Consider the following 21,156-nt stretch of genomic DNA (forward strand, 5'->3'; position numbering starts at 1 on the left):
GATGTAAAAAACACAAAAGACATGACAAAAAATACGTCATGTCTTTCGCGTAAAAAACAGCCCGGTAAAGACGCAAGTTATAGTGCGTCTCACCAGGCAATAATGCGAACTTTAGAACCGGTGCTGAATCCCGCCAATAACGCCGGTCTGGCTGGTGCCGTAGGCAACATCGTCACGCGACACGCCTACCAGTTGCTGGTTCTTGGCTTTGGCGTAGGCCGCGCTCAGGTACAGATCGGTGCGTTTCGAGAGTGCATATTTGCCGCGTACCGAATACATGATCGGATCGGCATCCTTGCCGCTGGCTACGTTCTTGATGTTCTGATAGTAGACTGCGCCGATCAGCGTCACTACCGGCGTCACCTTATAGCTAGCGCCGCCCCAGAAGAAATCGCTACGCAGATCGGCCGCGTTCGATGCCAGCGTCTTCTTGTAGTTGCGATAACCCAGGCTCAGATCCAGCGTGCTGCTGATTTGGTACCCGCCGGCCAAGTGGATGCTGGTGGCCTTGTCGTAAGCGCCGCCGGCGACTGCCGCAGTGCCGTTGACCCGGTCAAATGTGGCAGCGACCCGGAACGGGCCGTTTTCGTAACCGGCGCCTAGCGCGTATTTCGCTGTGTCGCCGGTGCTGCCGGCAACTTCACCGAAGCCATAGGTTGCGCCCAGCTTGAAGCTGCCGAATTTCCCCGTGTACTTGAGCATGTTCGGCAGGTTGGTCAGCATGCCGTCTTTACGGCCGCCGGTAGCGCCGGCCGAAGTCACCCATGAATACTGGCCGGAATAACCCATAGGGTCGAATGGCAAGATGAAGTCATAGGTGGTGGAGTAGGAACGGCCCGCGACGATGCGTCCGAAGCTGCCTTCCAATCCCACATTGGCTTGGCGGCCGAACAGCAGGCCAGGGCTGTCGAATTCGCCGGTATCGGTCTTGAAGCCGTCCTCCAGCTGGAATACCGCCTTCAGCCCGCCGCCCAGGTCCTCGGTACCGCGGAAACCGATGCGCGAAGTATTCATGGCCCCGGAACTCAAGCGGACCACGCCATCCTTGTTAGCATTGGCGTTATTCACATATTCGACGCCGGTGTCGACGAGACCGTAGACAGTGACGCTGGATTGCGCGTAAGCGCCGGATGCCAGCAGGCCGAGTGCAGTAAAGATGGCTGACGCCAGGTATTTTCTTTTCATTGTTGTTCCTCCGTTGTGTAATATTTTTCTGTGGGCTGCGTTTTCTTTGTTGACTGTGCGGTGATGGTTAAGCTGCACAAAGGCTGTTGTCGGATGTCGATAGAACTCCCCTTTTATAACTTCCCCCTTTCCTGTTTCTATATCTCTACATCTCTATATGTCTGAATCTCTGGCTAGAAGGCCCACAGCGAGGCTTGCGGCAATTGCAGCCAGTACTCGCCCGGCGCCAGCCTATGCCGCGCATAGGCGCGCAACACGGTGCTGTCGGCGCCGCTTGCGGCAGTGTTGCGGAACACACATTCCCAACGGTCGCCCAGGTACATGCAGGTCGACAGCGGCAGCTTGATGGCGTTATCCACAGGTGTGTCTGAGATGTTGACTTGCTCGACGCGGGTTATCGCGACTGCATCCTTGCCGTCGTTATTGATGGCCTCGCCACGCAGCGTCGCCTTCACATGGCCGCCCTCGATCTGCAACAAGGCTTGATCGCCGTCGCGCTGCAACACCTTGGCCGGAAGGCGGTTGTTGCTGCCCATGAACTCCGCCGTAAACAACGTATCCGGCGTTTCATACATGCGTTGCGGTGTACCCTGCTGTTCAATCTTGCCGTTGTTGAGCAAGAGGATGCGGTCCGAAATCGCCATCGCCTCGGCCTGGTCGTGCGTCACCATCAACGCCGACAAGCCTAGCCGCACGATCAGCTCACGCAGAAAGGCCCGCGCTTCTTCGCGCAGCTTGGCATCCAGGTTGGATAGCGGTTCGTCCAGCAGGATGACCGGCGGGTTGTACACCAGCGCGCGGGCAATCGCGACGCGCTGTTGCTGGCCGCCAGACAATTGATGCGGGAAGCGGTCACCCAGATGGCCGAGGCCGAGTTGGTTCAACACTGTTTTGACGCGTTCGGCAATGTCGCTGCCGTTCATTTTCCGCAGTTTCAAACCGTAGGCGACGTTGTCGAGCACGGTCTTGTGCGGCCACAGCGCGTAGGACTGGAATACCAGGCCCAGATTGCGTTCTTCCGCCGGAATTTCCAGTTTGCGCTGGCCGTCAAACATGGCGCGTTCGCCGATCTGTATGTTGCCAGATTTCGGCGATTCCAGACCGGCTACCGCGCGCAGCAAGGTAGTCTTGCCGCTGCCGGACGGTCCCAGCAACGCAACTACTTCACCGCGTTGCAATTCCATCGACACACCTTTGAGAATCGGATTGGCACTGGCGCCGCTGCCGTAGTCGAGATGCAAGTTATTGACGCTTAATTCACTCATGATGATTTCCTGATTAGTGTTGCAACATGGTCGTGCAGCTTATTCGTGCAATTTATTCGTGCAATTTAGTCGTGCAACTTCACGCCAAAGCGCAGTGCAATGCCAAGGCCGATGGCCACCAGCGTGATGTTGATAAAGGAGAGAGTGGCAACCAGATCGACCGAGCCCGAGGCCCACAGCGAAACGATCAGGGCGCCGATGACTTCGGTGCCGGGCGACAGCAGATAGACGCCGGTCGAATATTCGCGTTCGAAAATCAGGAACACCATCAGCCACGCGCCGAGTATGCCGTAGCGCACCAGCGGCAACGTGACATCGCGCGTCACCTGCGAACGGCGCGCGCCGACCGCGCGCGCCGCTTCTTCCAGTTCCGGACCGACCTGCAACAGCGCTGTGGTAATCAGGCGCAAGCCATACGCCAGCCACACCACCGAGTACGCCAGCCACACCGAGAAAATGGTGGAACGCAGTTCACGCAATTGCGGAATGAAATTCTCCACCAGCCATTGCGCTACAAGGTTGTCATAACCCTTCAGCATGCTGTCGAGGAAAGATGGCACGAACAGGAACACCCACAGGAACGACAGGCCGGCCAGCAAGCCCGGTACAGCGCGCGGGATAAGCACGCTGTAATCGAGGAAACGGGTGATGCCATCCGATTTGCGATGCATGGCAAGTGCGATACAGCAATAGCAAGCCACCGCAAGCGCGCCGCCGATGACACCGATCATGATGGTGTTGACGATGCCGCGCACCAGCGCCGGCTGGTCCCAGATATCGCGGAAGTGCTGCAAGGTCAAGGTATCCAGCAGCGATACGCCGTAACCCCAATGCGACACAAACGCACGCAAGGCGATGCCGGACAACGGAATCACGATCGTGAAAATCAGCCATGCGGCGATCAGGCTGAACGCCAGCCATTTCCATTTACCCAGCGGCAGCGCTTTCTGGCGCGCGCCCTTGCCCTTGATCGATACATACTTGTTGGCCGAACGCAGCAGCCAGCGCTGGATCATCACCAGCGGCAAGGTCACCGCCACCAGGCACACGGCAACTGCAGCCATCAAATGATAGGAAGGCGTGCCGAGTTTGTTGGTGAGTTTGTACAGATAAGTCGGCAGCACCAGGTGGCCTTCCGGATCGCCCAGCACCAGCACCAGTCCGAACACTTCGAAACCCAGGAAAAACACCAGCACGCCTGCATAGGCCAGCGCCGGCATGATCATCGGCAGCGAGACATTCAGCGCTACTTGCAACGGCGAAGCACCGGCCACGCGCGCCGCTTCTTCGACGTCGGCGCCCAGGCTCTTCAGCGCGGCCGAAGCGTACAGGTAAACGTGCGGCACATGGGTCAGGCCGGCGATGATGACGATGCTGGGGAAGGCATACACATTCCACGGCGTCGCTTCGATGCCGATCATCCGTAACAGGTCTTGCATCCACACCGTATAGAAACCAACCGGTCCCATCGATACCACGTAGCCGAAGGCGATCACCATCGGCGATACGAAAATCGGCACCAGCAGCATCGGCGCAATCCAGTTGCGGCCAGGCAGGTCGGTGCGCACCATCAGGAATGCCAGCATGCCGCCCAGTGGCACGGCAATAAATGCCAGGCCGGTAGCCAGCAGCAAGCCGTTAATGAAGGCCTGACGGAAATCCGGATCGTCGAAAATGAAGCGATACGGTTCCAGGCTCAGGGTTTTGACCGGCGCGAAAAACGGCGCGGATAAAAAGCTTTGATAAAAAATCAGTACCAGCGGTAGAAAAATGGCTATCGCCGCCAGCGTAACCACCAGCCCGCGCGGCCAGTTGAGGTGCGGCCGGCGTAGGCGCGCCAGCCGGGAACGGCTGGCCAGCGGATGGGGAGGAGAAATGGATGACATAGTTGTACCTTGCAGAAAACCTGAATCTTGAAAATCTTTCATCCCCGCTTGCGCGGGGATGAAGTTGTTGAATTATTTTTTCCCTGCAGCGGCTTTCCATTGCTTCAGGAATGCCAGGCGCTTGGTCTGGTCCAGGTATTCCAGCAAGGCCGGTGTAATCGCGATTGGCTTGAGGGCGCTGCCGAGTTGTGTCGTCAGGCTAGCCAGCGTCGCATGGCCGCTGACATCCGAACGCAATGAATACAGCTGGGATTCATTCGAGATGATGCTTTGGCCGCGCTTGGACAACAGATAGTCGATCCACAACTTGGCCGCATTCATGTTCTTTGCAGACTTGTTGATGAACGCCACGCGCGACAGCACCAGGTTGTAATCCTTGGTGAATACGACGCCGAGCGACGGATCTTTTGCAGCCCGAGCCTGGGCGTAAGAGCCGATCACGTTGTAGCCGATCAGGTTTTCGCCGGACGAAATTCTCTCCAGCATGGTGCCGGTCGACGATTGCACCCGGACGGCTACATCACCGAATGCTTTTGCCAGATCCCAGAATTGCGGATTGATTTGCGCATCTTCGGTAATGAACGAAAAGCCGACGCCCGATTTTTCGATATCGTAGGTGGTGACCTTGTTGCGGAACTTGTCAGCCTTGGTGTTCAGCAATTTGGTCAGGTCGGCATGGGTTGCCGGGACTTCATCGGCGCTGACCAGCCGTTTGTTATACACGATTGCCAGCGGCTCGAAAGTTGTGCCGTAAGCGCTATCCTTGTAATTGGCCCAGGCTGGAATCGCAGTGGCTTCATGCGATTTGTACACCGCGCCATAACCTTCGCTGACCAGCTTGAATTGCAAATCCATCGCCGATGACCACAACACGTCGGCAGTGGCGCCGCCGGCAGCTGCTTCCGAGATGAAGCGGTTGTATACCTCGGTTGAATTCATGTCGTTGAATTCAACTTTAACGCCTGGATAAAGCGCGCTGAAATCCTTGATTAAAGGTTCTGCCGCCTTGGAATCGGTGGCGCTGTAAATCACCAGCTTGCCTTCTTTTTTTGCGCCGTCGACGATCTTTGCATAGTCGGCTGGATAGCCAGCCGGCGCCTGCGCCGAAGCATTCAGCGTCAAGCTCAAGGACAGAACGGCAAGTGCGCTTGCCAGAGGTTTTTTGATCAGCATGGGTATCATCTCCTGGTAGTTATGGGTACTGCAAAAGGGCTGTGAAGCATTCAAAATTCATCAAAATTCGTCAAAAGGCGCAGGCGAGCAGAAGCCCGCCATGTGATGGCTGTCATCTGGCATTGCTTGCGGGGTTTTGCCGGACCTGCAAGATCAGCAGGCTGCGGCCGGATTTATCTGATCAGGCCAAGCTGAATCGATTGCTTGTGGTAGTCATCAACGGTTTTTCTAATATATGCAGTGAGCTTGTCGCCGCTCATCGCGAATGGATACAAGCCATTGCTGGCGCGCAGGCGGTCGAATTCGGGAGTCGCCATCATTTTGTCGAAAGTGCCGACCCAACGCCTGTAGTCGGCATCGCTGACTTGCGGGCCCATGTAGACGCCGCGTATGATCGGCCAGCTGACCGGCATGCCTTGCTCGCGCGCCGTCGGCACGTGGGCCAGCGCGCCCGGCAGGCGCTGGTCGGATAACACCACCAGCACGCGGATCTCGCCGTCCAGGGAATGCAGAGTGGCTTCTGAAGCATCGCCGGAAACCACCTGCACATGGCCGGCATGCAGAGCCGTAAATGCCTCGCCGCCGCCTTCCAGCGCGACAAAGCGCAGCGTCTTGGGATCAATCTGGTTCTGTTTGGCCAGCATGGAAATCTTCAGCCAGTCCTGGCTGCCGACGGTGCCGGCAGCGCCGATGGTGATCTTGCCCGGATTTTTCTTGAGCGCGTCCAGCAAGTCGTGCAAGGTCTTGTACGGTGAATCGGCGCGCACCGCGATCATGCCGTAGTCGACGCCGACCGCCGCTACCCAACGCACATTGTTGACATCGGCGTCGCCATATTTTCCTTGCGCCAGATTCATCAGGGAACCGCCGGAAAACGCCACTAGCGTATCGGCTTCAGCACGCCGTTGCGTGACGATGGAATTCCAGGCCACAGCACCGATGCCGCCTGGCAAGTAACTGATCTTGACAGAGGTATCCGAAGCTGCGCCTGCAGCTGGCAGTTGCAAGCCTTTCTGGATCAGCTTGCAAGTCACGGCCATGCCGCCGCCTGGCTTTGCCGGGGCGATGCATTGCACATGCGATTGCACCGGCGCCGCGTGAGCGCCGAGCGTGATACATACACCGAGTGCACCAATCCAGTTGATAACGGAAGTCATTGTCTCCTACCCATTCTGTTGTTGTTTCAGCTGCGATACTAGTGAGTATGCGAGCAAATGCGAAACCAGGGCTTTAGTCATTTTTTTGCATCATAACGGCCGCAGTCTTTCATTTTCCTTTCACTCAGATTTTGCCAAGCGCGGTTTTCTGTGTGAGTATTGACGGCTGTTTTTGAATTTTAGCCATTAGTCGCTCATTACTTGCTCATTACTTGCTCATTACTTGCCCACAGCCATGCGGATTTTACTGATTGAAGACCATGTCGAGTTATCGCGCTGGCTGACCAAGGCGCTGCAGGATGCGCATTGGTCGGTCGAGTGCGCCATGAACGGCGCCGACGCCGACAGTTTGCTGCACACCCAGCAGTATGCCTTGGTGATACTGGACCTGAGCTTGCCGAAAATGGACGGCCTGGAAGTCTTGAAGCGTCTGCGCGCCCGCGGCAGCAAAACACCGGTACTGATCCTGACCGCGCGCGGCGGCTTGCAAGATCGGGTGCAGGGCCTCAATCTTGGCGCTGACGATTACCTGGCCAAGCCGTTCGAGCTGGTTGAGCTGGAGGCGCGCGTCAAGGCGCTGCTGCGTCGTGCGCATGGCGGCGAGGCGCCGATCTATAGCTGCGGCGCGTTGCAGTTCGATACGGTATCGCGCATGTTCAGCTACGGCAATGCAGTACTGGCGCTGACGCCACGCGAGCATGCCGTGCTGGAGGTGCTGATCAGCCGCACCGGCCGCGTGGTATCCAAGGAAAAATTGTTCGATGAGGTATTTTCGCTGGTCGATGACGCCAATCCGGACGCGATTGAAATCTATATCCATCGATTGCGCAAGAAATTGCAGCGCACCGATACCGATACCGAAGCCGTCGCCATCACCACCCTGCGCGGCCTCGGCTATCTGCTGGAAGTTGTCGCGGAAAAATGACGACGCCGCCAATCCATCCAGCCGCAACGGAAGTCAAGCCCAAGCCGGCAAAATCGTTAGGCAGCTTGCGCAGCCAGCTGTTGAGCTGGCTCCTGATCCCCTTGTTGCTGGTGGTAGCGCTGGATGCATTTTCCGTCTATCGCAACGCGCTCGATGTGGCCGACCTGGCGTATGACCGCGCGCTGCTCGCCTCGACCCGGGCGCTTGCCGAGCGGGTCTCGGTGGTCGACGGCAAGGTGGTCGCCGATGTGCCGTATGTGGCGCTGGACAGTTTTGAAACCGATACGCTGGGACGTATCTATTACAAGGTCACAGGCACTAACGGAGAATTCGTTTCCGGCTATGAGGATTTGCCGGCATTGCCGCCGGACGTGCCGCGCTCGGAAATCTATCCGGCGCTGGTGCGTTTTTATCACGCCAACTATCACAACCAGCCGGTCCGGATTGCCGCCCTGTATCAACCCGTGTACGACGATTCGATGCGCGGCATCGCCCTGATCCAGGTTGGCGAAACCATGGATGCACGCAGCGACCTGACCCGTAAAATTCTCTTCAGCACCATGTGGCGCCAAGGTTTGCTGGTGACGGTGGCGGCTTTGCTGGTGTGGTTTGCGGTGCGGTTTGTATTGCGCCCGTTGATGCAATTGAAAGCAGCGGTGGAAGCGCGCGCCACCACCGACCTGGCCGATTTCGAGGTCAACCAGGTGCACCGGGAAGTGCGGCCGCTGGTGGTTGCCATGAATGGTTACATGGGACGGCTGCAGGCGCTGATCACCGGTCAGCGCCGGTTCATCGCCGATGCCTCGCATCAACTGCGCACACCGCTCACCGTACTCAAGACGCAAGCTGAACTGGCCCTGCGCGAATTTGACCGTAATCCCAACGACCCGCGCGCCTGGCAAGACCTGCGTGAAATCGTCGCCAGCATTGCCGGCACCACCGATGCCACCGTCCATCTGGCAAATCGGCTGCTGACGCTGGCGCGCGCCGAGCACGGCGCCGCAGAGAGTGGCATCGAACCGGTGTCGCTGACCGACATTACACGCCAGGTTGGACTGGAGCAGGCGCGTAGCGCGGTGAAAAAGCAGATCGATCTGTCGTTCGACGCCACCGACCAATTGACCGTCAACGGCAATGCGCTGCTGCTGCACGAATTGATCAGCAATTTGCTGGACAATGCGATTCATTACACGCCTGTCGGCGGCAAGATCGTCCTGAGGCTGCGCCGCGATAATCTGGCGCGTCGTGCCATACTGGAAGTGGAAGACAGCGGCATGGGTATTGCTGAAGAAGATCGGGAGCGTGTGTTTTCCGCCTTCTATCGGGCGCCGTCGGCGCAGCAGCAAAACCCGGGCGGCGCCGGTCTCGGCTTATCGATCGTGCGCGATATCGCCTCTATGCATCAGGCGCAGATTACGCTTTCTGCGGCAGACGATAGCAAGGATCAGACTCCCGGTCTTAAGGTTACACTTAGTTTTCCGTTGCCTTTATCGTTGAATCAAGGAGGTTGACTTTGAGCGATACCCCTATAAAAGTCGTGCACGGCACGGCGCTGACGGATGAACAGAAAAAGGATTTGTTGCACCGTCTGGCGCGGGTCGAAGGCCAGATTCGCGGTGTGCAGAAACTGATTGCCAATGCCGCAGTGCCGGCAGATTGCGATGGCGTCGCCCAGCAACTGGCCGCCGCCCGCAAGGCGCTGGACCGGGCATTCGTCATCCTGCTGACCGATGCCATCGTCACTCACACCGCTGCTGCAGGCGGTCCTGAGCAAGTACAGCAAAGCGCCAGGCATCTGGCCGCACTGCTGGATAAATTTGCTTGAAGTTTAGCTTGCAGTTTATTTAGGCACTGCCTGCCGCACACTTAGGCCTATAACCTATTCCCTCGCCGATATGCCATTCCTATAATTCTTTTCAGAAGATGTTCGACTGAAAGGAGGAAAGGTATGAGCTTAGCCGGCAATCACAGCGCCACGCAGTCGGGGATCGGCATGATAGAAGTGCTGGTGGCGATCGTCATCATGGTCTTCGCCATGTTTGCCTTGATCAGCATGCAGATCGTTGCGTTGCGCTATCAGAAAACGGCGCACCTGCGTTCAATGGCCAGTCAGTTCAGCGCCGACCTGGCCGATCGCATGCGGGCCAATATCCGCGGCGCCCACGACGGCGCCTACAATCTGTCGCAGCAGAGATATCCCGTGCTCGGTGAATCTGCGCCATCTTGCCCTGATCCCGGGAGTTGCACTTCGCAGGAACTGGCGGCAAAAGATATCCATGAATGGCGTACCGGCCTCGGCAATGCAATGGTCGGCGGCTGGGGTGAGATCGCCGGTTCGGTGGCCGATGGTTTCACGGTCAAGGTGTATTTCCTGGATTTGCTTGCGGTGGCGGACGGCGCCACTCCGACCGCGAGAAATTGCCAGCCTACGGCGGCCGATCCGGTGGTGCATCGAGACGTGTCTTGCTACGCTGCGACGGTTTCCCCATGAAGAATGATCGTCGGAAAATGCGCCCGCAATCTGGTGTGGTCTTACCCATGGTGTTGATTTTTCTGATGGTCATGATGTTTCTGGGTTTCACCGCATTGCGTGCCGCGCTGCTTGAAGAAAAAATGGCCGCGAATGCCGGCAACCAGCAGATGGCATTCCAGGCCGCCGAACACGCCCTGCGCTTTTGCGGAAACCAGTTGCAGTTATCGCCGATTACTATCCCGCAGCTTAAGCAAGGGCCGATTCCGATCGACGGCGCAAATAGCAAACCCTATTGGGAAATCGCAGATAGCTGGAGTAACAGCAATGTCTCGATAATCGTGCCGCGCGTGGGCAGCGAAGGCGCGGCGGCTGCGATGCCATCGCGTTGCCTGGTTGAGAAATTGCAGTTCGATGGCGACCTGCAGTATCAGCAGCAGCTTCCACAACAACGGCCAGCGTACAGGGTTACTGCGCGCGGGATAGGCGCGAGTACCGCGGCGGTTGTGGTGTTGCAAAGTTATTTGCTTCTGTAATGTTGCTAACGTTGATTACGTCGTTCCTCATGGAGAAGGCGCCAGACATGAAAGCTGTCTTTCCCGGCATCTGCGCTGTCATTCTGATGTCTGGCACTGCCCAGGCCGCAAATACGCCGGATGATCAACCGTTCATCTATACAACCAGCCACGAAGCCATCACATGGCAAGGTCATGTCAAAGCCTATCCGATCGGTAAAAACGGTGTTTCCGAAACAGCGCAATGGGATGCGGCCGATTTGATTCCGCCGTGGCAGGTACGCCGCATCCTGACCGCAGAAGACAGCGCTGCGGTTCAAATGCTGCCATTTGAATGGTGGCGTTTGAGCGACATGCAAAAATCCGTCTTATCCTCGGAGGATGTCCTGCAATACCTGAGAGGGAACGACGAGTTGGAAATCGGACATGGCGTCGGCCAGTTCCGGGATCGCAAAGGCAAGCTGGGCGACATCATCAATTCGGCACCGTTGTATGTCGGTGTCTTCGATTCGGCTTATCAGTTGCTGTCGGCAACTGATGGCGGTAGTAGTTACCGGCAGTTTGTCGATAGCAAGAGGCAGCGCCGCGCCATGCTCTACGTTGGCGCCAATGATGGCATGCTGCATGGTTTCGATGCGATCAGCGGTATCGAAAAGATCGCGTTCATTCCACGCGCCATCTTTGAGCATTTACCGTTATTGAGCGATATCGACTACGTACATCGTTTATTCGTTGATGGTCAGATCACCGCCGGCGATGCCTATCTCGGCAATAGCGGGAGCGCCACGTGGAAAACCATCCTCCTGGGTTCAACCGGCGCCGCAGCGAAGAGTCTGTTTGCGATCGATGTCAGCGATCCGGAAGCGCAGATATCCACTCTCCTATGGCAAAAAAGCGGGGAAGATGACGGCCAGGGAGTCGCTGATGAAGATATGGGCTACTTGCTGGGCGAGGCCTTCGCGATTCGCTTGCGCAACGGTCGTTGGGCCGCGCTGTATGGCAATGGTTATCAGAGTGAGAAGCAACGCGCCGTCATGGTTCTGGTCGACCTGGCTAGCGGCAGGTTGATTAAAAAGCTGGTGGCTGGCGCCGCTGATTCCGTGGCTCCAAACGGCTTGGGGACGCCGGCCATGGTCTTTAGTCAGCAACGTGAAGTAGTTGCCGCCTATGCCGGCGACTTGCCAGGCAGCCTTTGGAAATTCGACCTTGGCGCAAGTGAGCCGGACCGCTGGCAAGTCGCGTTCGACGGTAGCCCCCTGTTTGTGGCTGCCGATAGCGGCGGCAAGATGCAATCCCTGATGCAGCAACCCCTGCTTGAGCATCATCCCCAAGGTGGCGCCATCATCATGTTTGGCGCAGGGAAAGCGGAGGACGATGCCAAGAGCAAGTCGCAAACAGCAAGTTTGTACGGCATTGTGGAAAAAACAGGTGCTACTCCTGCTGCGAGCAGAAGCCAGTTGCAGAAACAAACCCTGACAGAAACGGATAGCGATGCTGGAAAATGGCAATTGACCAGCAATACCATCAACTGGAGCATGCAAGGCGGCTGGTACATCGACCTGCCCGCCAAAGTCGGCCAGGTAGTCGGAAAATTACAGATCGTCGATGGCGTATTGTGGGCACTGACCTACTCTTCCAGCGCCGAAAAATCGTATCTGATCGCAATCGACTTCACCACAGGCGGCGCCACCGCCGAAGCAGCGCTCGCCGCTTTCCCGCAAGAGGTTTCAATGCTGGAAGTAACCGTTTCAGCCGTGACCCCCGCCCTCATCACGTTGCCGGATGGCCGCCGGCAACTCGTCATAAGAGGCCGTGACGGTGGGCTGCAAACGCTCGACCTGAACCCGGCCACACGACGCCCGATAAGAACCTGGCGTCAATTGCCGGTGCCATCGAGTAGCGTTGATCCGGGCTAGGCACAAGGAGCATGGGCACGCAAAGAGGTTTCACCTTGGTCGAAATCATGATCGTAGTGGCGATCATCGCTATCCTGAGCAGCATAGCGTTACCTGGTTATAGCGAGTACGTCAGGCGCAGCCAACGCGTCGCCGCGCGAGCAATCATGCTGGAAGCCGCTAACTGGATAGAGCGCCGTTTCTCCGTGCATCACAACTATCTTGGCAGCGATAACCAGCTTCCTGTCCTGCCGGATGGCTTGAATCGTTCGCCGCAAAGCGGTACGGCAAAGTATGCGATCAGCCTGGCGGCTGGGCAAACCCATGCCACAGCCTATCAACTGCAAGCGGCGCCGGTTGTCGCCGACAAATGCGGCACATTCACTTTGGACCACACCGGCGCACGTGGACTAATCGGCAATACTGCCTCACTGGCAGAATGCTGGGGACGTTAGCCGTAAAAAAAGCCCGCTGGCAGCGGGCTCGGTTCTACAGGACTGAATCAACGGGATTTAATCTCAATCATCATCATCGTGATGACCGCGATGCTTACGCCAACCTTCCCGACGACGCCAGTCTTCGCGGCGCCACTCGTCGTCACGACGCTCCCGCCATTCGCGGCGCTCGCGCCAGCCGGGTTCCACATAGACCGGCTGCGCAGGGTAATATACCGGCGCAGGAACGTAACGCGGTTCATACTGCACAACCGGCGGGTAATACGGTTGCGGCGGCTCGACGTAAATGCCAACGCCGACATCCACGCGAGCTGCAGCGCTGCCGCAAGCACCTGCGGCAATGGCACCAAACGCCAGACAAGCTAAAAGTTTTTTCATTTTATTTCCTGGTTACCTGCACACCATTTGGCGATTTCGCCGTTTCATGATTTCAGTGTACGGACAATAATGAGTAGATGTTGTTCGGAGGGGCAACAAGTGTAACTTTAAGTAATTGAATGTAGCAAAATCAGAATGCAAAATCGTCTTCTCTTTTGTGCATTTGCCATGCTTATCTGTTCAAAATTCGGATTTATGCAACAGAATCTTGGAAAATGGATAATCAGGATCGGGCTTAGCTGAGTTAAAGGAAATCTTGTATGGGAAAGAGCCGGCTGGAAGCATTCAGCGATGGCGTCATCGCTATCATCATCACCATCATGGTGCTTGAAATGAAAGTACCGCACGAACCAAGCCTGGCAGCGCTGTGGCTGATACTGCCGGTGTTCGTCAGCTACATACTCAGTTTCGTGTATACCGGCATCTACTGGAACAATCATCATCACATGCTGCATGCGGTACAAAAGATCAACGGTTCGGTTTTGTGGGCCAATCTGCATCTGCTGTTCTGGCTCTCGCTGATTCCGTTCGCCACCGGCTGGATGGGCGAAAACCATTTTTCCGAAGTGCCGGTGGCGCTGTATGGCGTGGTGCTGCTGATGGCCGGCGGCGCCTATAACATTTTGAGCCGCACGCTGATCAAGCTGCATGGAAAGGAATCGGCCTTGGCCCGGGCGGTCGGCAATGACTTCAAGGGCAAGATTTCGGTGATTTCGTACGCGATTGCGATCCCATTCTCTTTCGTCAACCGATGGCTGGCGCTGGGGCTGTACGTGGTGGTTGCGATCATGTGGTTAATTCCTGATCGCCGTATCGAGAAAGTAATTAACAGCTAAGGTGGCAGTTGCAATCGATCGCCTGGAAAGCCGGGATCATCGAATAAATTTGACAACCAATAACTGATACTTTGTATTTTTGGCAATAGATGTATAAAATGTATCTTAGGCAACACAAGCACCGCAACACAAGCACCATGTCTTGCACGAATAGTAAGAACAAAACCAGCTTCCGGCTCTCTAACAGGAAGCTTCGCCTGCTTCATTAAATCAGAGGGTGTCAAAATGAAAAATACACATCGCCTGCCTGCCAGGATGGACCGAGGTTTCACGCTGATAGAGTTGATGCTGGTTGTTGCGATCATTGGCATTTTGGCAGCGGTTGTCATACCTGCTTATCAAAACCATCTGAAGAAAGAAAAATTTGCAGAAGTGATTGCGGCTAGCGTCGCGGCTAAATCTGCCGTTGAGGCTTGCGTGCAGAAGTTGAACACCGGCACAGGTTGCGACGGCGGCACCAATGGCATTCCTGCCGACGCCACCGGAAATCCTGGCGGTCTCGTGGCGTCGGTCAGCACCAAGAACGGCGTTATCACAGTTGTCCCGCAAGCAAAAGACGGCATTCTTGCCACAGATACCTACATGCTGACACCAACCCCCGGCACCCCACTCCAGTGGTCGACTAGCGGCAGCGGCTGTATCGCCACGGTGCTGTGCAAGTAACGGAACTTGCCAACCAATGCGCCTGTCAGAATTTTTATTCTGTGTAGATGTCTGTCAGGCGTCTGGTTCCTATAATGAAAATTATAGGAATTACCGTTTCAAGGCAGGTATTTTGTAGCTGAACAGCAAGAGGCAAACATGTACGGCGAGGTTGACTGGAGACATGCGCCCAAAGGCGCACATTGGTGGGCAATCGATGCAAGCGGGCACGCCCATTGGTTCATGGAGCCAAACTATAAGCTCAGGACACATTTTTGGTATGCCCAGGAAGTCCACGCCCCGACTTTCGCCTATTCCGGCGACTGGCGCGAGAGTCTGACTGAACGGCCAGCCAGTTAACCGTTTCCGCTTTCTGCTCCCACAATGAGCCGGTTATCTCGGGCGAGGTGAACGATGCGCGGATTCAAGCGTCGAAACGTATATCCCTGAATAGTCTGGAATACGTCATGAAACGTCTTGCTATCCTGTTTGGTCTGGCCGTGCTGCTCAGCGGCTGCGTAGTTGCCCCATATGGTCCGAGAGACGGTGGTTATCGTGATGGCGGCGACCGGCACGAGCACCATGATGATCGGGGTGGCGAACGGCGCAGGGATGACAACCCTTACCGCTACTGATCACTAATCACCGATTGCAGGTGGCGGGCACGATGTCCATCAATCGCGCCGGATGTTGACCATCGATATCGAGCGTCGATGGGACTCGTAGCGCGTTACTTCCCGACGCAAATCTTGTACAGGCTTTTTGCCATGTGGATGACCCAGGTTGCCAGCCAGGTCATTTTCAATGTCAGAAAAAGAGCCAGGATTGCAATGCCAATCTTGAGCGTCATGCTGTCGACATAAGCTATGCCAAATTTGCTGCCTCTTAAAATGGCAAACATCATCGGTATGCACAACAGGCACATGTAGAGGTTCTCGTCGCGGAGCAGCCTGGAGAGGTATTTCATAGATCCCTTTATTGTGCGATATGTGGAATGTACACGTTTCAGTTACCATTGAAAACGGCTCCGGCCGGCCAGGACGCATATCAACTAAAAATATACCTCTATGATTCCACGCAAGTCTGGCGAGCCAGAACCTGGCAACAAGAACATCCAGCAAGCCGCATCGACCGCGCTCTACGCGGTGCTCGTCATACTCGCGCTATGGGTTGTGCGCGATTTTATCCCGGCAGTCGTTTGGGCTGCAGTGATCGCGATAGCGTTGTGGCCCCTGCTGTTGCGCCTGGAAGCGTCACGTGGATCGCGGGCCCGCACAACTGTCGTCGCTTTATTGCTCACAGTTGCTGTTGCGTTGTTCGTCGTGTTGCCTTTCGTACTTGTCATTGCACAGGCGACACACGAGACGCACGATTTCGTCACCTGGTTCAAGCAGGCCGAGGCTACCGGCATCCCGCTGCCTGACCTGATCAATCACGTGCCTTTCGGGGCGCAGCAGATCGCAAGCTGGTGGCAAGAAAACCTCGCACGTCCGCTACACGACTCGCCGGTAATGAACGGGTTGCACGGTGAAACGGCCGTTGCTTTCGGCCGCCATTTTGGCGCGGTCGCCGCACACGGGCTGATCCTGTTCGGCTTCATGCTGATCACGCTCTTCGTCATCTTCCTGGCAGGTTCGCGCATGAGCGAAAACCTGGTCAAGGCAACCCGCCGCGCCTTTGGCCCCGACGGCGCACTGATCGCGAGCCAGATGACGGCAGCCGTGCGCGGCACCGTCGCCGGCCTGGTGGTTGTCGGTATCGGCGAGGGTGCGCTGCTGGGCATCGCCTACGCGATAGCCGGTGTGCCGCATGCGACGCTACTCGGCCTGCTGACTGCGATCGCCGCCATGCTGCCGTTTTGCGCGCCGATCATATTTTGCGGCGCGGCCCTGTGGCTTTTCGTGCAAGGTGCAACCGTTGGCGCCATTAGCGTCCTTGTATTCGGTTTTGTTGTCGTGCTGATCGCCGAGCATCTGGTGCGGCCACTGTTGATCGGCAGCTCGACGCGCCTGCCGTTCCTGCTGGTCCTGTTCGGTATCCTCGGAGGCGCGCAGACGTTTGGACTGCTCGGCCTCTTCATCGGGCCCGCATTGATGACAGTACTGACGGTGTTGTGGCGTGATTGGGTGAGGTAAGCTGGTTCAAGATATTTGCCGTTGAAAATAATTTCCAAGAGTTTGCGAACCGGTTTTATTGTTATATTGTCATCGCTTGATGTGTTTTCAAGAAACGAATAAAAAAAGCCCGCCAGCCTTGCGGCAGCGGGCTAAGTCCAAAAATTTAGGGAGATTTGGAGGAGACCAGATCAATATTGTGCCCCTCGACCAATTTTCAAGACCTTTTAAGTTATTTACTATTTATATACGGCAATCGCCCCGGTCAGGATGCGCCATCCAAAAGCCTGAAGCCTACCTTGAGCGTGACCTGATAGTGAGCGACCTTGCCGTCCGCGATATGCCCCCGGGTTCCAATGACTTCAAACCAGTCAATGTGTTTCACCGTAAGTGCTGCCTTGGAAATCGCGTTCTGGATTGCATCGTCAGTCCCAATCGTGGACGATCCTACGAGTTCGACTATCTTGTAAGTATGTGCGGACATACGAATCTCCTTTGTTAATTGCTGTTTTAAGGAAGATGCACGTGCCCGTTCACTTTACTCCTGCTGCGCAGTAAAGCAATCTGCGATGAAGCAAAAAAAAAAGCCCGCCAACCTTGCGGTTGCGGGCTAAGTCCAAAACTTAGGGGGAGTTGGAGGAGACCAAATCAATATTGTGGCCCTCAACCGATTTTCAATACCCTTTCAAGCTATTTATATCAGGTATCAACACAGAAGCTAACAAGCGGCGGGAAGTCTTTGCCACACTAGGTCTTGGAATTTCACATTGAAATTGTGTACTTACCTGTGTGCTTAAAGCGTAAAGTTATCCACAGACCAAGTAAATTGCTATTACGTATCCAGCATGACGTAGCGGGCCGCCCACTCATCTCAACCCTAGTGGCTAGTGACAACTTCGAGTGGCGCAGCTTACTGATCGCCAGTATATCTGACTGCAGCTGGGAGAAAAATTGGCTATTAAACCACATAATTCAAGACAAACCACTTAATAAAACTTAATATTGCTTGACCATTAATTGTGACTAGTTAATACTCCAACTCCATGGAACCGCGCCTTAACATCCCCCAAATAGCGCACGCGATCAAAGCACATGGCTACACTCAAGCCGCACTTGCCGAACGTATAGGTGTGCAGCCGGCAGCCGTTACTCAATGGTTAAAGGGTGAGACACAGCCCTTGCCCCAAAGGCTTCTGAAACTGTCGTTGCTTCTAGAGTTGTCGTTCGACGACCTTTTTATTAGAACCGAGCCACTGCAACCGGCGCCGGTAGTCGCCTACCGAAAGCGAGCAGGAAATACGACTACCGAAAATGAGATGGAGCACGCCCGGGAAAAAGGACGCCTTTTACGCCCACTCGCGACCTATCTACCAAATCAGCTTCTTAAACCTGCTGAATTTCGCGATCCCAGCCTAGAATATTCCTATGTGGAGCATGCGGTTCGCGATCTGCGCAAGACCCTTGGTATTCAAGAAGACGATGCGGTCGGCTATCAACATCTCATTGGAACGTTCAGTGAGTTGGGGGCTGTGATTATTCCTGTGATGTGGGGGAAAAAGGATGCGCACGGCAATGCACTTCATATTCTTTTGCCGGAATCGGGCGCAACCTGGATCTACCTAAATCTAGACAGCAATGCTTGCGACTTCAATTTTTGGATGGCACACGAATTGGCGCATGTCTTTACGCCTAAGCTAGCCGGCTCTGATGCTGGCGAGGACTTCGCAGAGGAGTTCGCGGGAGCCTTACTGTTTCCAGAGTCGGCCTCTGAAAAACTTTATGATGGGATCATCGGCAAGTCGGCACCGGTGATTATCAACACTATAAAGAGAGTGGCCAAGGAACGAACAATTTCATTCTATACCGTTGTAAAACGCCTAAACCGTTACGCGGAAAATCGTGGGTTGAAGGATTTCACGCAACACAAATCAGCTTTTTTTGGTGCATCGAAAAATTTCGAAAAGTCCTTCCCTTTGATTTCAGAGGCGCTTTTCCCGGATGGCAAGCCCGACGCAGCCGACTACATTTCAGAGAATGAATCTGTTTTCAAAACGCCAATTTACAATATTATGCGCCAGTACCTGACTGACTCAGCTCATGGGGCTGGCTGGCTGGCCGAGGTAATGGATATATCTCTTATTGATGCGAAAGCGCTGTATCAGGCGCTTATCAATTAGCCGGTCACCGCTTAAAACAACAATCCGGCGAGAAAGCTCTTGTTATATCTACTCGATACTTGCACATACTTGCGGCTCGCATACAGCATTCATCCCTTACTTGGGCAGCAATATATTCTTCCACCGGAGACTGCGCAGGTTACTTCTGAAGTCCATACCGAGTGGGCAAAACAGCCAAAATTGAAAAGCAAGTTCCATTGGCCGGACGAGGCTCAGTATGTCGAAAACCGGTCTGCGAATCTGACATCGTTCGTGACGTTACGCGACAAGCAGCCAACTAATATTATGCTAATGCGGAAGAATATTCGGAGACATGCCGAAATGTCTTGGCGCGCCATAAAGGACAACGGACACACAATCCCCTCGCCAACTGATTGTGCCGTTCTTGCCCACGTTTACGTACTGACAAACGATGGCATGCCCACTGTAGCCGTCAGTGACGATGGTGGTATGGGCTTCATCGCAAAAGAGTTGGCAATTCCTTTCATTACGTCACTTGACCTCGTCCATCGCATGTTCACTCTCCGTACGCGGACAGTGACTCAGATCAAAGCGATTGCCGGCTATTTGGACTATCAAGACGACTTGCCGCGTAACTGGCGAGACGATGGCAATCGCTTCTTTGGCATCGAACTTCCTTAGAGGGCATCTCGGGCCAGCATCATGCGGGGAACTGGCGATTTACGATTGAATGTCTGATTCAACGAGGCTCCGAAAGGGGGCCTTTCTTATTTCTGACACCTCCTTCAGAATACGGTCGCATCGATAACCAAAACAACAACCTGCGATGTTCAGATTTTTTGCATCATTCCTGACGAAAATGGCATCCCGTTTTAAAGGGATAGCCTACGCTACCAAGAGCGGACTGACGGATAAGGATCTGCACAGTGATGCATGGATCATTGCCAATGAAATTGGCGAGAAACGCGGCCGCGAAGTTGACTTCTCTGACCCGGACGACCAAGAATTGGTTCTCTCGCAGGTGTACAAGCAGAACATGCGGCGGCGTGACTGGCGCTTGCGTAGCGCGATTCGCATTGACCAGGATCGGGGGAGCGAGGACGGTGCAATCAAGTGGTCGGAGCGTCTTCCTGCGCATGCATCCTCAGACCCGTTGGTGTCATTGCTACTACGGGAATCGGCATTCGATGCTGACGTAATGCTGACCTCCAGCTATTCGCAAGCCGCAGCTTATGTCGTGGTGTTCGTGCACTTCGAGAACAACCGGCAGGAGGTTTGTAGCCATCTCGCAGTGTCCGACGGAACGCTTTCACGCCGAGTAACTTTCGCAGGGGACACCGTAAGGGTGCAGCCTTCGTTGTTCGACCGTATTGAGCGGATAGGCGTCAGCTTTATGCCGCAACCTGGCCGGCAATACGCTGTAAGAGTAGAGCCGCAGTACGCCGCTACCCAATGGGGGTGGGAGTTCTAAGTGGCCTTCCCATGGGATTTGTTTCACAGAGCCTTGATGCGGGTGTCATTGAGCGGATTGGCAGCTTTTGGCATTTTGAGTACACAGTCCGGAATGTAGCGAGGTTTGTGTACTCAAAACCGTTAGATGTCAAAGGACAACATTAGCCGGTATGAAACATAAAGTCTATATTTCATGAGGCTTTCAAGGCATTTTGTGGATGTCATTGGACGGCTGTGGCCGACCAATTATTTCGATACAGAACCTAGTGATAGCCTGAAATCCATTCATTTAATTAAGTCTGTTATAGATTTACTATATTTGTATGCCATCTTGTATGCCATAAATTGGAAGTGCATCGAATTATTCATAGATGGCTCAAAATTGAACCGTGCATCCCCGGGTATGAAATCGTAGACCGTTACGCGGATTACCTAGAGAGCGTGGTCAAGTGATCCGGCCTCCCTACCCCCTAGGTTTTTTTTTTGAGAAAAAATGCCTAAATTTTTTCTCATGTTTGCCCTATGCCATATCGCGCGCATGATACCCCCCCGTGCCAGAATAGATGTCGCCTCGATAGGAAATTAATCAACGGGGGCGCAAAGGAAATGAAGTGGCAAGATACAGTGAAGCATTTAAGAACAGAGCAGTAGCCAGATTGTTACCACCTGA

The 21,156-nt window shown here is 55.0% G+C and carries 22 protein-coding genes; 14 read left to right on the forward strand and 8 right to left on the reverse strand.

The annotated features are described in order from the left end of the window. Positions 1 to 111 precede the first annotated feature (111 nt). From KHU29_RS12465 to KHU29_RS12485, 5 genes are all read right to left on the reverse strand, one after another. On the reverse strand, positions 112 to 1,185 hold the full coding sequence (locus KHU29_RS12465; protein WP_211453119.1) for a porin: 1,074 nt from the start codon (positions 1,183 to 1,185) through the stop codon (positions 112 to 114). A gap of 173 nt (positions 1,186 to 1,358) precedes the next feature. Beyond that, a complete protein-coding gene (locus tag KHU29_RS12470) occupies positions 1,359 to 2,450 on the reverse strand; it encodes an ABC transporter ATP-binding protein (RefSeq protein ID WP_211453120.1) in 1,092 nt (363 codons plus the stop codon). 65 nt (positions 2,451 to 2,515) lie between these two features. After that, positions 2,516 to 4,336: an ABC transporter permease gene (locus KHU29_RS12475; RefSeq protein ID WP_211453121.1), complete on the reverse strand. Its 1,821-nt coding sequence runs from the start codon at positions 4,334 to 4,336 to the stop codon at positions 2,516 to 2,518. Between the two features lie 72 nt (positions 4,337 to 4,408). Continuing rightward, the gene (locus KHU29_RS12480; RefSeq protein WP_211453122.1) at positions 4,409 to 5,509 is read right to left on the reverse strand and encodes an ABC transporter substrate-binding protein; all 1,101 of its coding nucleotides are present in this window, start codon (positions 5,507 to 5,509) and stop codon (positions 4,409 to 4,411) included. 173 nt (positions 5,510 to 5,682) lie between these two features. Then, positions 5,683 to 6,666: a tripartite tricarboxylate transporter substrate binding protein gene (locus KHU29_RS12485; protein ID WP_211453123.1), complete on the reverse strand. Its 984-nt coding sequence runs from the start codon at positions 6,664 to 6,666 to the stop codon at positions 5,683 to 5,685. A gap of 235 nt (positions 6,667 to 6,901) precedes the next feature. On the opposite strand from KHU29_RS12485, the gene KHU29_RS12490 reads away from it, so the two are divergent. The 7 genes from KHU29_RS12490 (at position 6,902) to KHU29_RS12520 (ending at position 12,926) form a co-directional block, all read left to right on the forward strand. Beyond that, on the forward strand, positions 6,902 to 7,591 hold the full coding sequence (locus KHU29_RS12490; protein WP_211453124.1) for a response regulator: 690 nt from the start codon (positions 6,902 to 6,904) through the stop codon (positions 7,589 to 7,591). Then, complete coding sequence (locus KHU29_RS12495) at positions 7,588 to 9,102, forward strand: sensor histidine kinase (protein WP_211453125.1); 1,515 nt, start codon at positions 7,588 to 7,590, stop codon at positions 9,100 to 9,102. Before KHU29_RS12490 ends, KHU29_RS12495 begins: the two co-directional genes overlap by 4 nt. Before the next feature lie 2 nt (positions 9,103 to 9,104). Then, complete coding sequence (locus KHU29_RS12500; protein WP_211453126.1) at positions 9,105 to 9,416, forward strand: metal-sensitive transcriptional regulator; 312 nt, start codon at positions 9,105 to 9,107, stop codon at positions 9,414 to 9,416. Positions 9,417 to 9,539: 123 nt separating this feature from the next. Beyond that, the gene (gene pilV / locus KHU29_RS12505; protein WP_211453127.1) at positions 9,540 to 10,082 is read left to right on the forward strand and encodes a type IV pilus modification protein PilV; all 543 of its coding nucleotides are present in this window, start codon (positions 9,540 to 9,542) and stop codon (positions 10,080 to 10,082) included. Positions 10,083 to 10,099: 17 nt separating this feature from the next. Next, a complete protein-coding gene (locus KHU29_RS12510; RefSeq protein ID WP_211453128.1) occupies positions 10,100 to 10,597 on the forward strand; it encodes a pilus assembly PilX family protein in 498 nt (165 codons plus the stop codon). A gap of 47 nt (positions 10,598 to 10,644) precedes the next feature. After that, positions 10,645 to 12,492: a pilus assembly protein gene (locus KHU29_RS12515; RefSeq protein WP_211453129.1), complete on the forward strand. Its 1,848-nt coding sequence runs from the start codon at positions 10,645 to 10,647 to the stop codon at positions 12,490 to 12,492. Positions 12,493 to 12,503: 11 nt separating this feature from the next. Next, positions 12,504 to 12,926, forward strand: coding sequence for a type IV pilin protein (locus KHU29_RS12520; RefSeq protein WP_211453130.1), 423 nt, complete (start codon positions 12,504 to 12,506; stop codon positions 12,924 to 12,926). Between the two features lie 63 nt (positions 12,927 to 12,989). Here KHU29_RS12520 and KHU29_RS12525 read toward each other — a convergent pair whose 3' ends face one another. After that, positions 12,990 to 13,304 (reverse strand): hypothetical protein, encoded by a 315-nt coding sequence (locus KHU29_RS12525; protein ID WP_211453131.1) that lies wholly within the window; start codon positions 13,302 to 13,304, stop codon positions 12,990 to 12,992. 260 nt (positions 13,305 to 13,564) lie between these two features. On the opposite strand from KHU29_RS12525, the gene KHU29_RS12530 reads away from it, so the two are divergent. From KHU29_RS12530 to KHU29_RS12540, 3 genes are all read left to right on the forward strand, one after another. Continuing rightward, entirely contained in the window at positions 13,565 to 14,140 is a 576-nt protein-coding gene (locus tag KHU29_RS12530) for a TMEM175 family protein (RefSeq protein WP_211453132.1), read from the forward strand. A gap of 225 nt (positions 14,141 to 14,365) precedes the next feature. Continuing rightward, entirely contained in the window at positions 14,366 to 14,803 is a 438-nt protein-coding gene (locus KHU29_RS22365; protein ID WP_211453133.1) for a pilin, read from the forward strand. 446 nt (positions 14,804 to 15,249) lie between these two features. Continuing rightward, positions 15,250 to 15,417, forward strand: a complete 168-nt coding sequence (locus KHU29_RS12540) for a hypothetical protein (RefSeq protein ID WP_246541907.1) — start codon at positions 15,250 to 15,252, stop codon at positions 15,415 to 15,417. 95 nt (positions 15,418 to 15,512) lie between these two features. Here the strand turns inward: KHU29_RS12540 and KHU29_RS12545 are convergent, their stop codons facing one another. Continuing rightward, positions 15,513 to 15,749 (reverse strand): hypothetical protein, encoded by a 237-nt coding sequence (locus KHU29_RS12545; RefSeq protein ID WP_211453134.1) that lies wholly within the window; start codon positions 15,747 to 15,749, stop codon positions 15,513 to 15,515. A 100-nt stretch (positions 15,750 to 15,849) separates the two neighbouring features. Here KHU29_RS12545 and KHU29_RS12550 point away from each other — a divergent pair, with 100 nt between their 5' ends. Continuing rightward, the gene (locus tag KHU29_RS12550) at positions 15,850 to 16,917 is read left to right on the forward strand and encodes an AI-2E family transporter (RefSeq protein WP_211453135.1); all 1,068 of its coding nucleotides are present in this window, start codon (positions 15,850 to 15,852) and stop codon (positions 16,915 to 16,917) included. Between the two features lie 244 nt (positions 16,918 to 17,161). Here KHU29_RS12550 and KHU29_RS12555 read toward each other — a convergent pair whose 3' ends face one another. Then, positions 17,162 to 17,380 carry a dodecin gene (locus KHU29_RS12555; protein WP_211453136.1) on the reverse strand — a complete coding sequence of 73 codons (219 nt, stop codon included), beginning with the start codon at positions 17,378 to 17,380 and terminating at the stop codon, positions 17,162 to 17,164. Positions 17,381 to 17,939: 559 nt separating this feature from the next. Here KHU29_RS12555 and KHU29_RS12560 point away from each other — a divergent pair. The 3 genes from KHU29_RS12560 to KHU29_RS12570 all read left to right on the forward strand — a co-directional run bounded on the left by KHU29_RS12560 (position 17,940) and on the right by KHU29_RS12570 (position 20,505). Then, positions 17,940 to 19,073 carry a helix-turn-helix domain-containing protein gene (locus KHU29_RS12560; protein WP_211453137.1) on the forward strand — a complete coding sequence of 378 codons (1,134 nt, stop codon included), beginning with the start codon at positions 17,940 to 17,942 and terminating at the stop codon, positions 19,071 to 19,073. A gap of 321 nt (positions 19,074 to 19,394) precedes the next feature. Beyond that, the gene (locus KHU29_RS12565) at positions 19,395 to 19,715 is read left to right on the forward strand and encodes a hypothetical protein (protein ID WP_211453138.1); all 321 of its coding nucleotides are present in this window, start codon (positions 19,395 to 19,397) and stop codon (positions 19,713 to 19,715) included. 145 nt (positions 19,716 to 19,860) lie between these two features. Next, entirely contained in the window at positions 19,861 to 20,505 is a 645-nt protein-coding gene (locus KHU29_RS12570; RefSeq protein ID WP_211453139.1) for a hypothetical protein, read from the forward strand. Positions 20,506 to 21,156: the final 651 nt, after the last annotated feature.

The organism is Collimonas antrihumi, assembly GCF_018304965.1.
Taxonomy (GTDB): domain Bacteria; phylum Pseudomonadota; class Gammaproteobacteria; order Burkholderiales; family Burkholderiaceae_D; genus Collimonas; species Collimonas antrihumi.

Excerpts from the sequence above, each read along its gene's own strand:
- KHU29_RS12465 (WP_211453119.1), bottom strand. The coding sequence starts at position 1,185 with ATGAAAAGAAAATACCTGGCGTCAGCCATCTTTACTGCACTCGGCCTG.
- KHU29_RS12470 (WP_211453120.1), bottom strand. The coding sequence starts at position 2,450 with ATGAGTGAATTAAGCGTCAATAACTTGCATCTCGACTACGGCAGCGGC.
- KHU29_RS12475 (WP_211453121.1), bottom strand. The coding sequence starts at position 4,336 with ATGTCATCCATTTCTCCTCCCCATCCGCTGGCCAGCCGTTCCCGGCTG.
- KHU29_RS12480 (WP_211453122.1), bottom strand. The coding sequence starts at position 5,509 with ATGCTGATCAAAAAACCTCTGGCAAGCGCACTTGCCGTTCTGTCCTTG.
- KHU29_RS12485 (WP_211453123.1), bottom strand. The coding sequence starts at position 6,666 with ATGACTTCCGTTATCAACTGGATTGGTGCACTCGGTGTATGTATCACG.
- KHU29_RS12490 (WP_211453124.1), top strand. The coding sequence starts at position 6,902 with ATGCGGATTTTACTGATTGAAGACCATGTCGAGTTATCGCGCTGGCTG.
- KHU29_RS12495 (WP_211453125.1), top strand. The coding sequence starts at position 7,588 with ATGACGACGCCGCCAATCCATCCAGCCGCAACGGAAGTCAAGCCCAAG.
- pilV (WP_211453127.1), top strand. The coding sequence starts at position 9,540 with ATGAGCTTAGCCGGCAATCACAGCGCCACGCAGTCGGGGATCGGCATG.
- KHU29_RS12510 (WP_211453128.1), top strand. The coding sequence starts at position 10,100 with ATGCGCCCGCAATCTGGTGTGGTCTTACCCATGGTGTTGATTTTTCTG.
- KHU29_RS12515 (WP_211453129.1), top strand. The coding sequence starts at position 10,645 with ATGAAAGCTGTCTTTCCCGGCATCTGCGCTGTCATTCTGATGTCTGGC.
- KHU29_RS12520 (WP_211453130.1), top strand. The coding sequence starts at position 12,504 with ATGGGCACGCAAAGAGGTTTCACCTTGGTCGAAATCATGATCGTAGTG.
- KHU29_RS12525 (WP_211453131.1), bottom strand. The coding sequence starts at position 13,304 with ATGAAAAAACTTTTAGCTTGTCTGGCGTTTGGTGCCATTGCCGCAGGT.
- KHU29_RS12530 (WP_211453132.1), top strand. The coding sequence starts at position 13,565 with ATGGGAAAGAGCCGGCTGGAAGCATTCAGCGATGGCGTCATCGCTATC.
- KHU29_RS22365 (WP_211453133.1), top strand. The coding sequence starts at position 14,366 with ATGAAAAATACACATCGCCTGCCTGCCAGGATGGACCGAGGTTTCACG.
- KHU29_RS12540 (WP_246541907.1), top strand. The coding sequence starts at position 15,250 with ATGAAACGTCTTGCTATCCTGTTTGGTCTGGCCGTGCTGCTCAGCGGC.
- KHU29_RS12545 (WP_211453134.1), bottom strand. The coding sequence starts at position 15,749 with ATGAAATACCTCTCCAGGCTGCTCCGCGACGAGAACCTCTACATGTGC.
- KHU29_RS12550 (WP_211453135.1), top strand. The coding sequence starts at position 15,850 with ATGATTCCACGCAAGTCTGGCGAGCCAGAACCTGGCAACAAGAACATC.
- KHU29_RS12555 (WP_211453136.1), bottom strand. The coding sequence starts at position 17,380 with ATGTCCGCACATACTTACAAGATAGTCGAACTCGTAGGATCGTCCACG.
- KHU29_RS12560 (WP_211453137.1), top strand. The coding sequence starts at position 17,940 with ATGGAACCGCGCCTTAACATCCCCCAAATAGCGCACGCGATCAAAGCA.
- KHU29_RS12565 (WP_211453138.1), top strand. The coding sequence starts at position 19,395 with ATGTCTTGGCGCGCCATAAAGGACAACGGACACACAATCCCCTCGCCA.
- KHU29_RS12570 (WP_211453139.1), top strand. The coding sequence starts at position 19,861 with ATGTTCAGATTTTTTGCATCATTCCTGACGAAAATGGCATCCCGTTTT.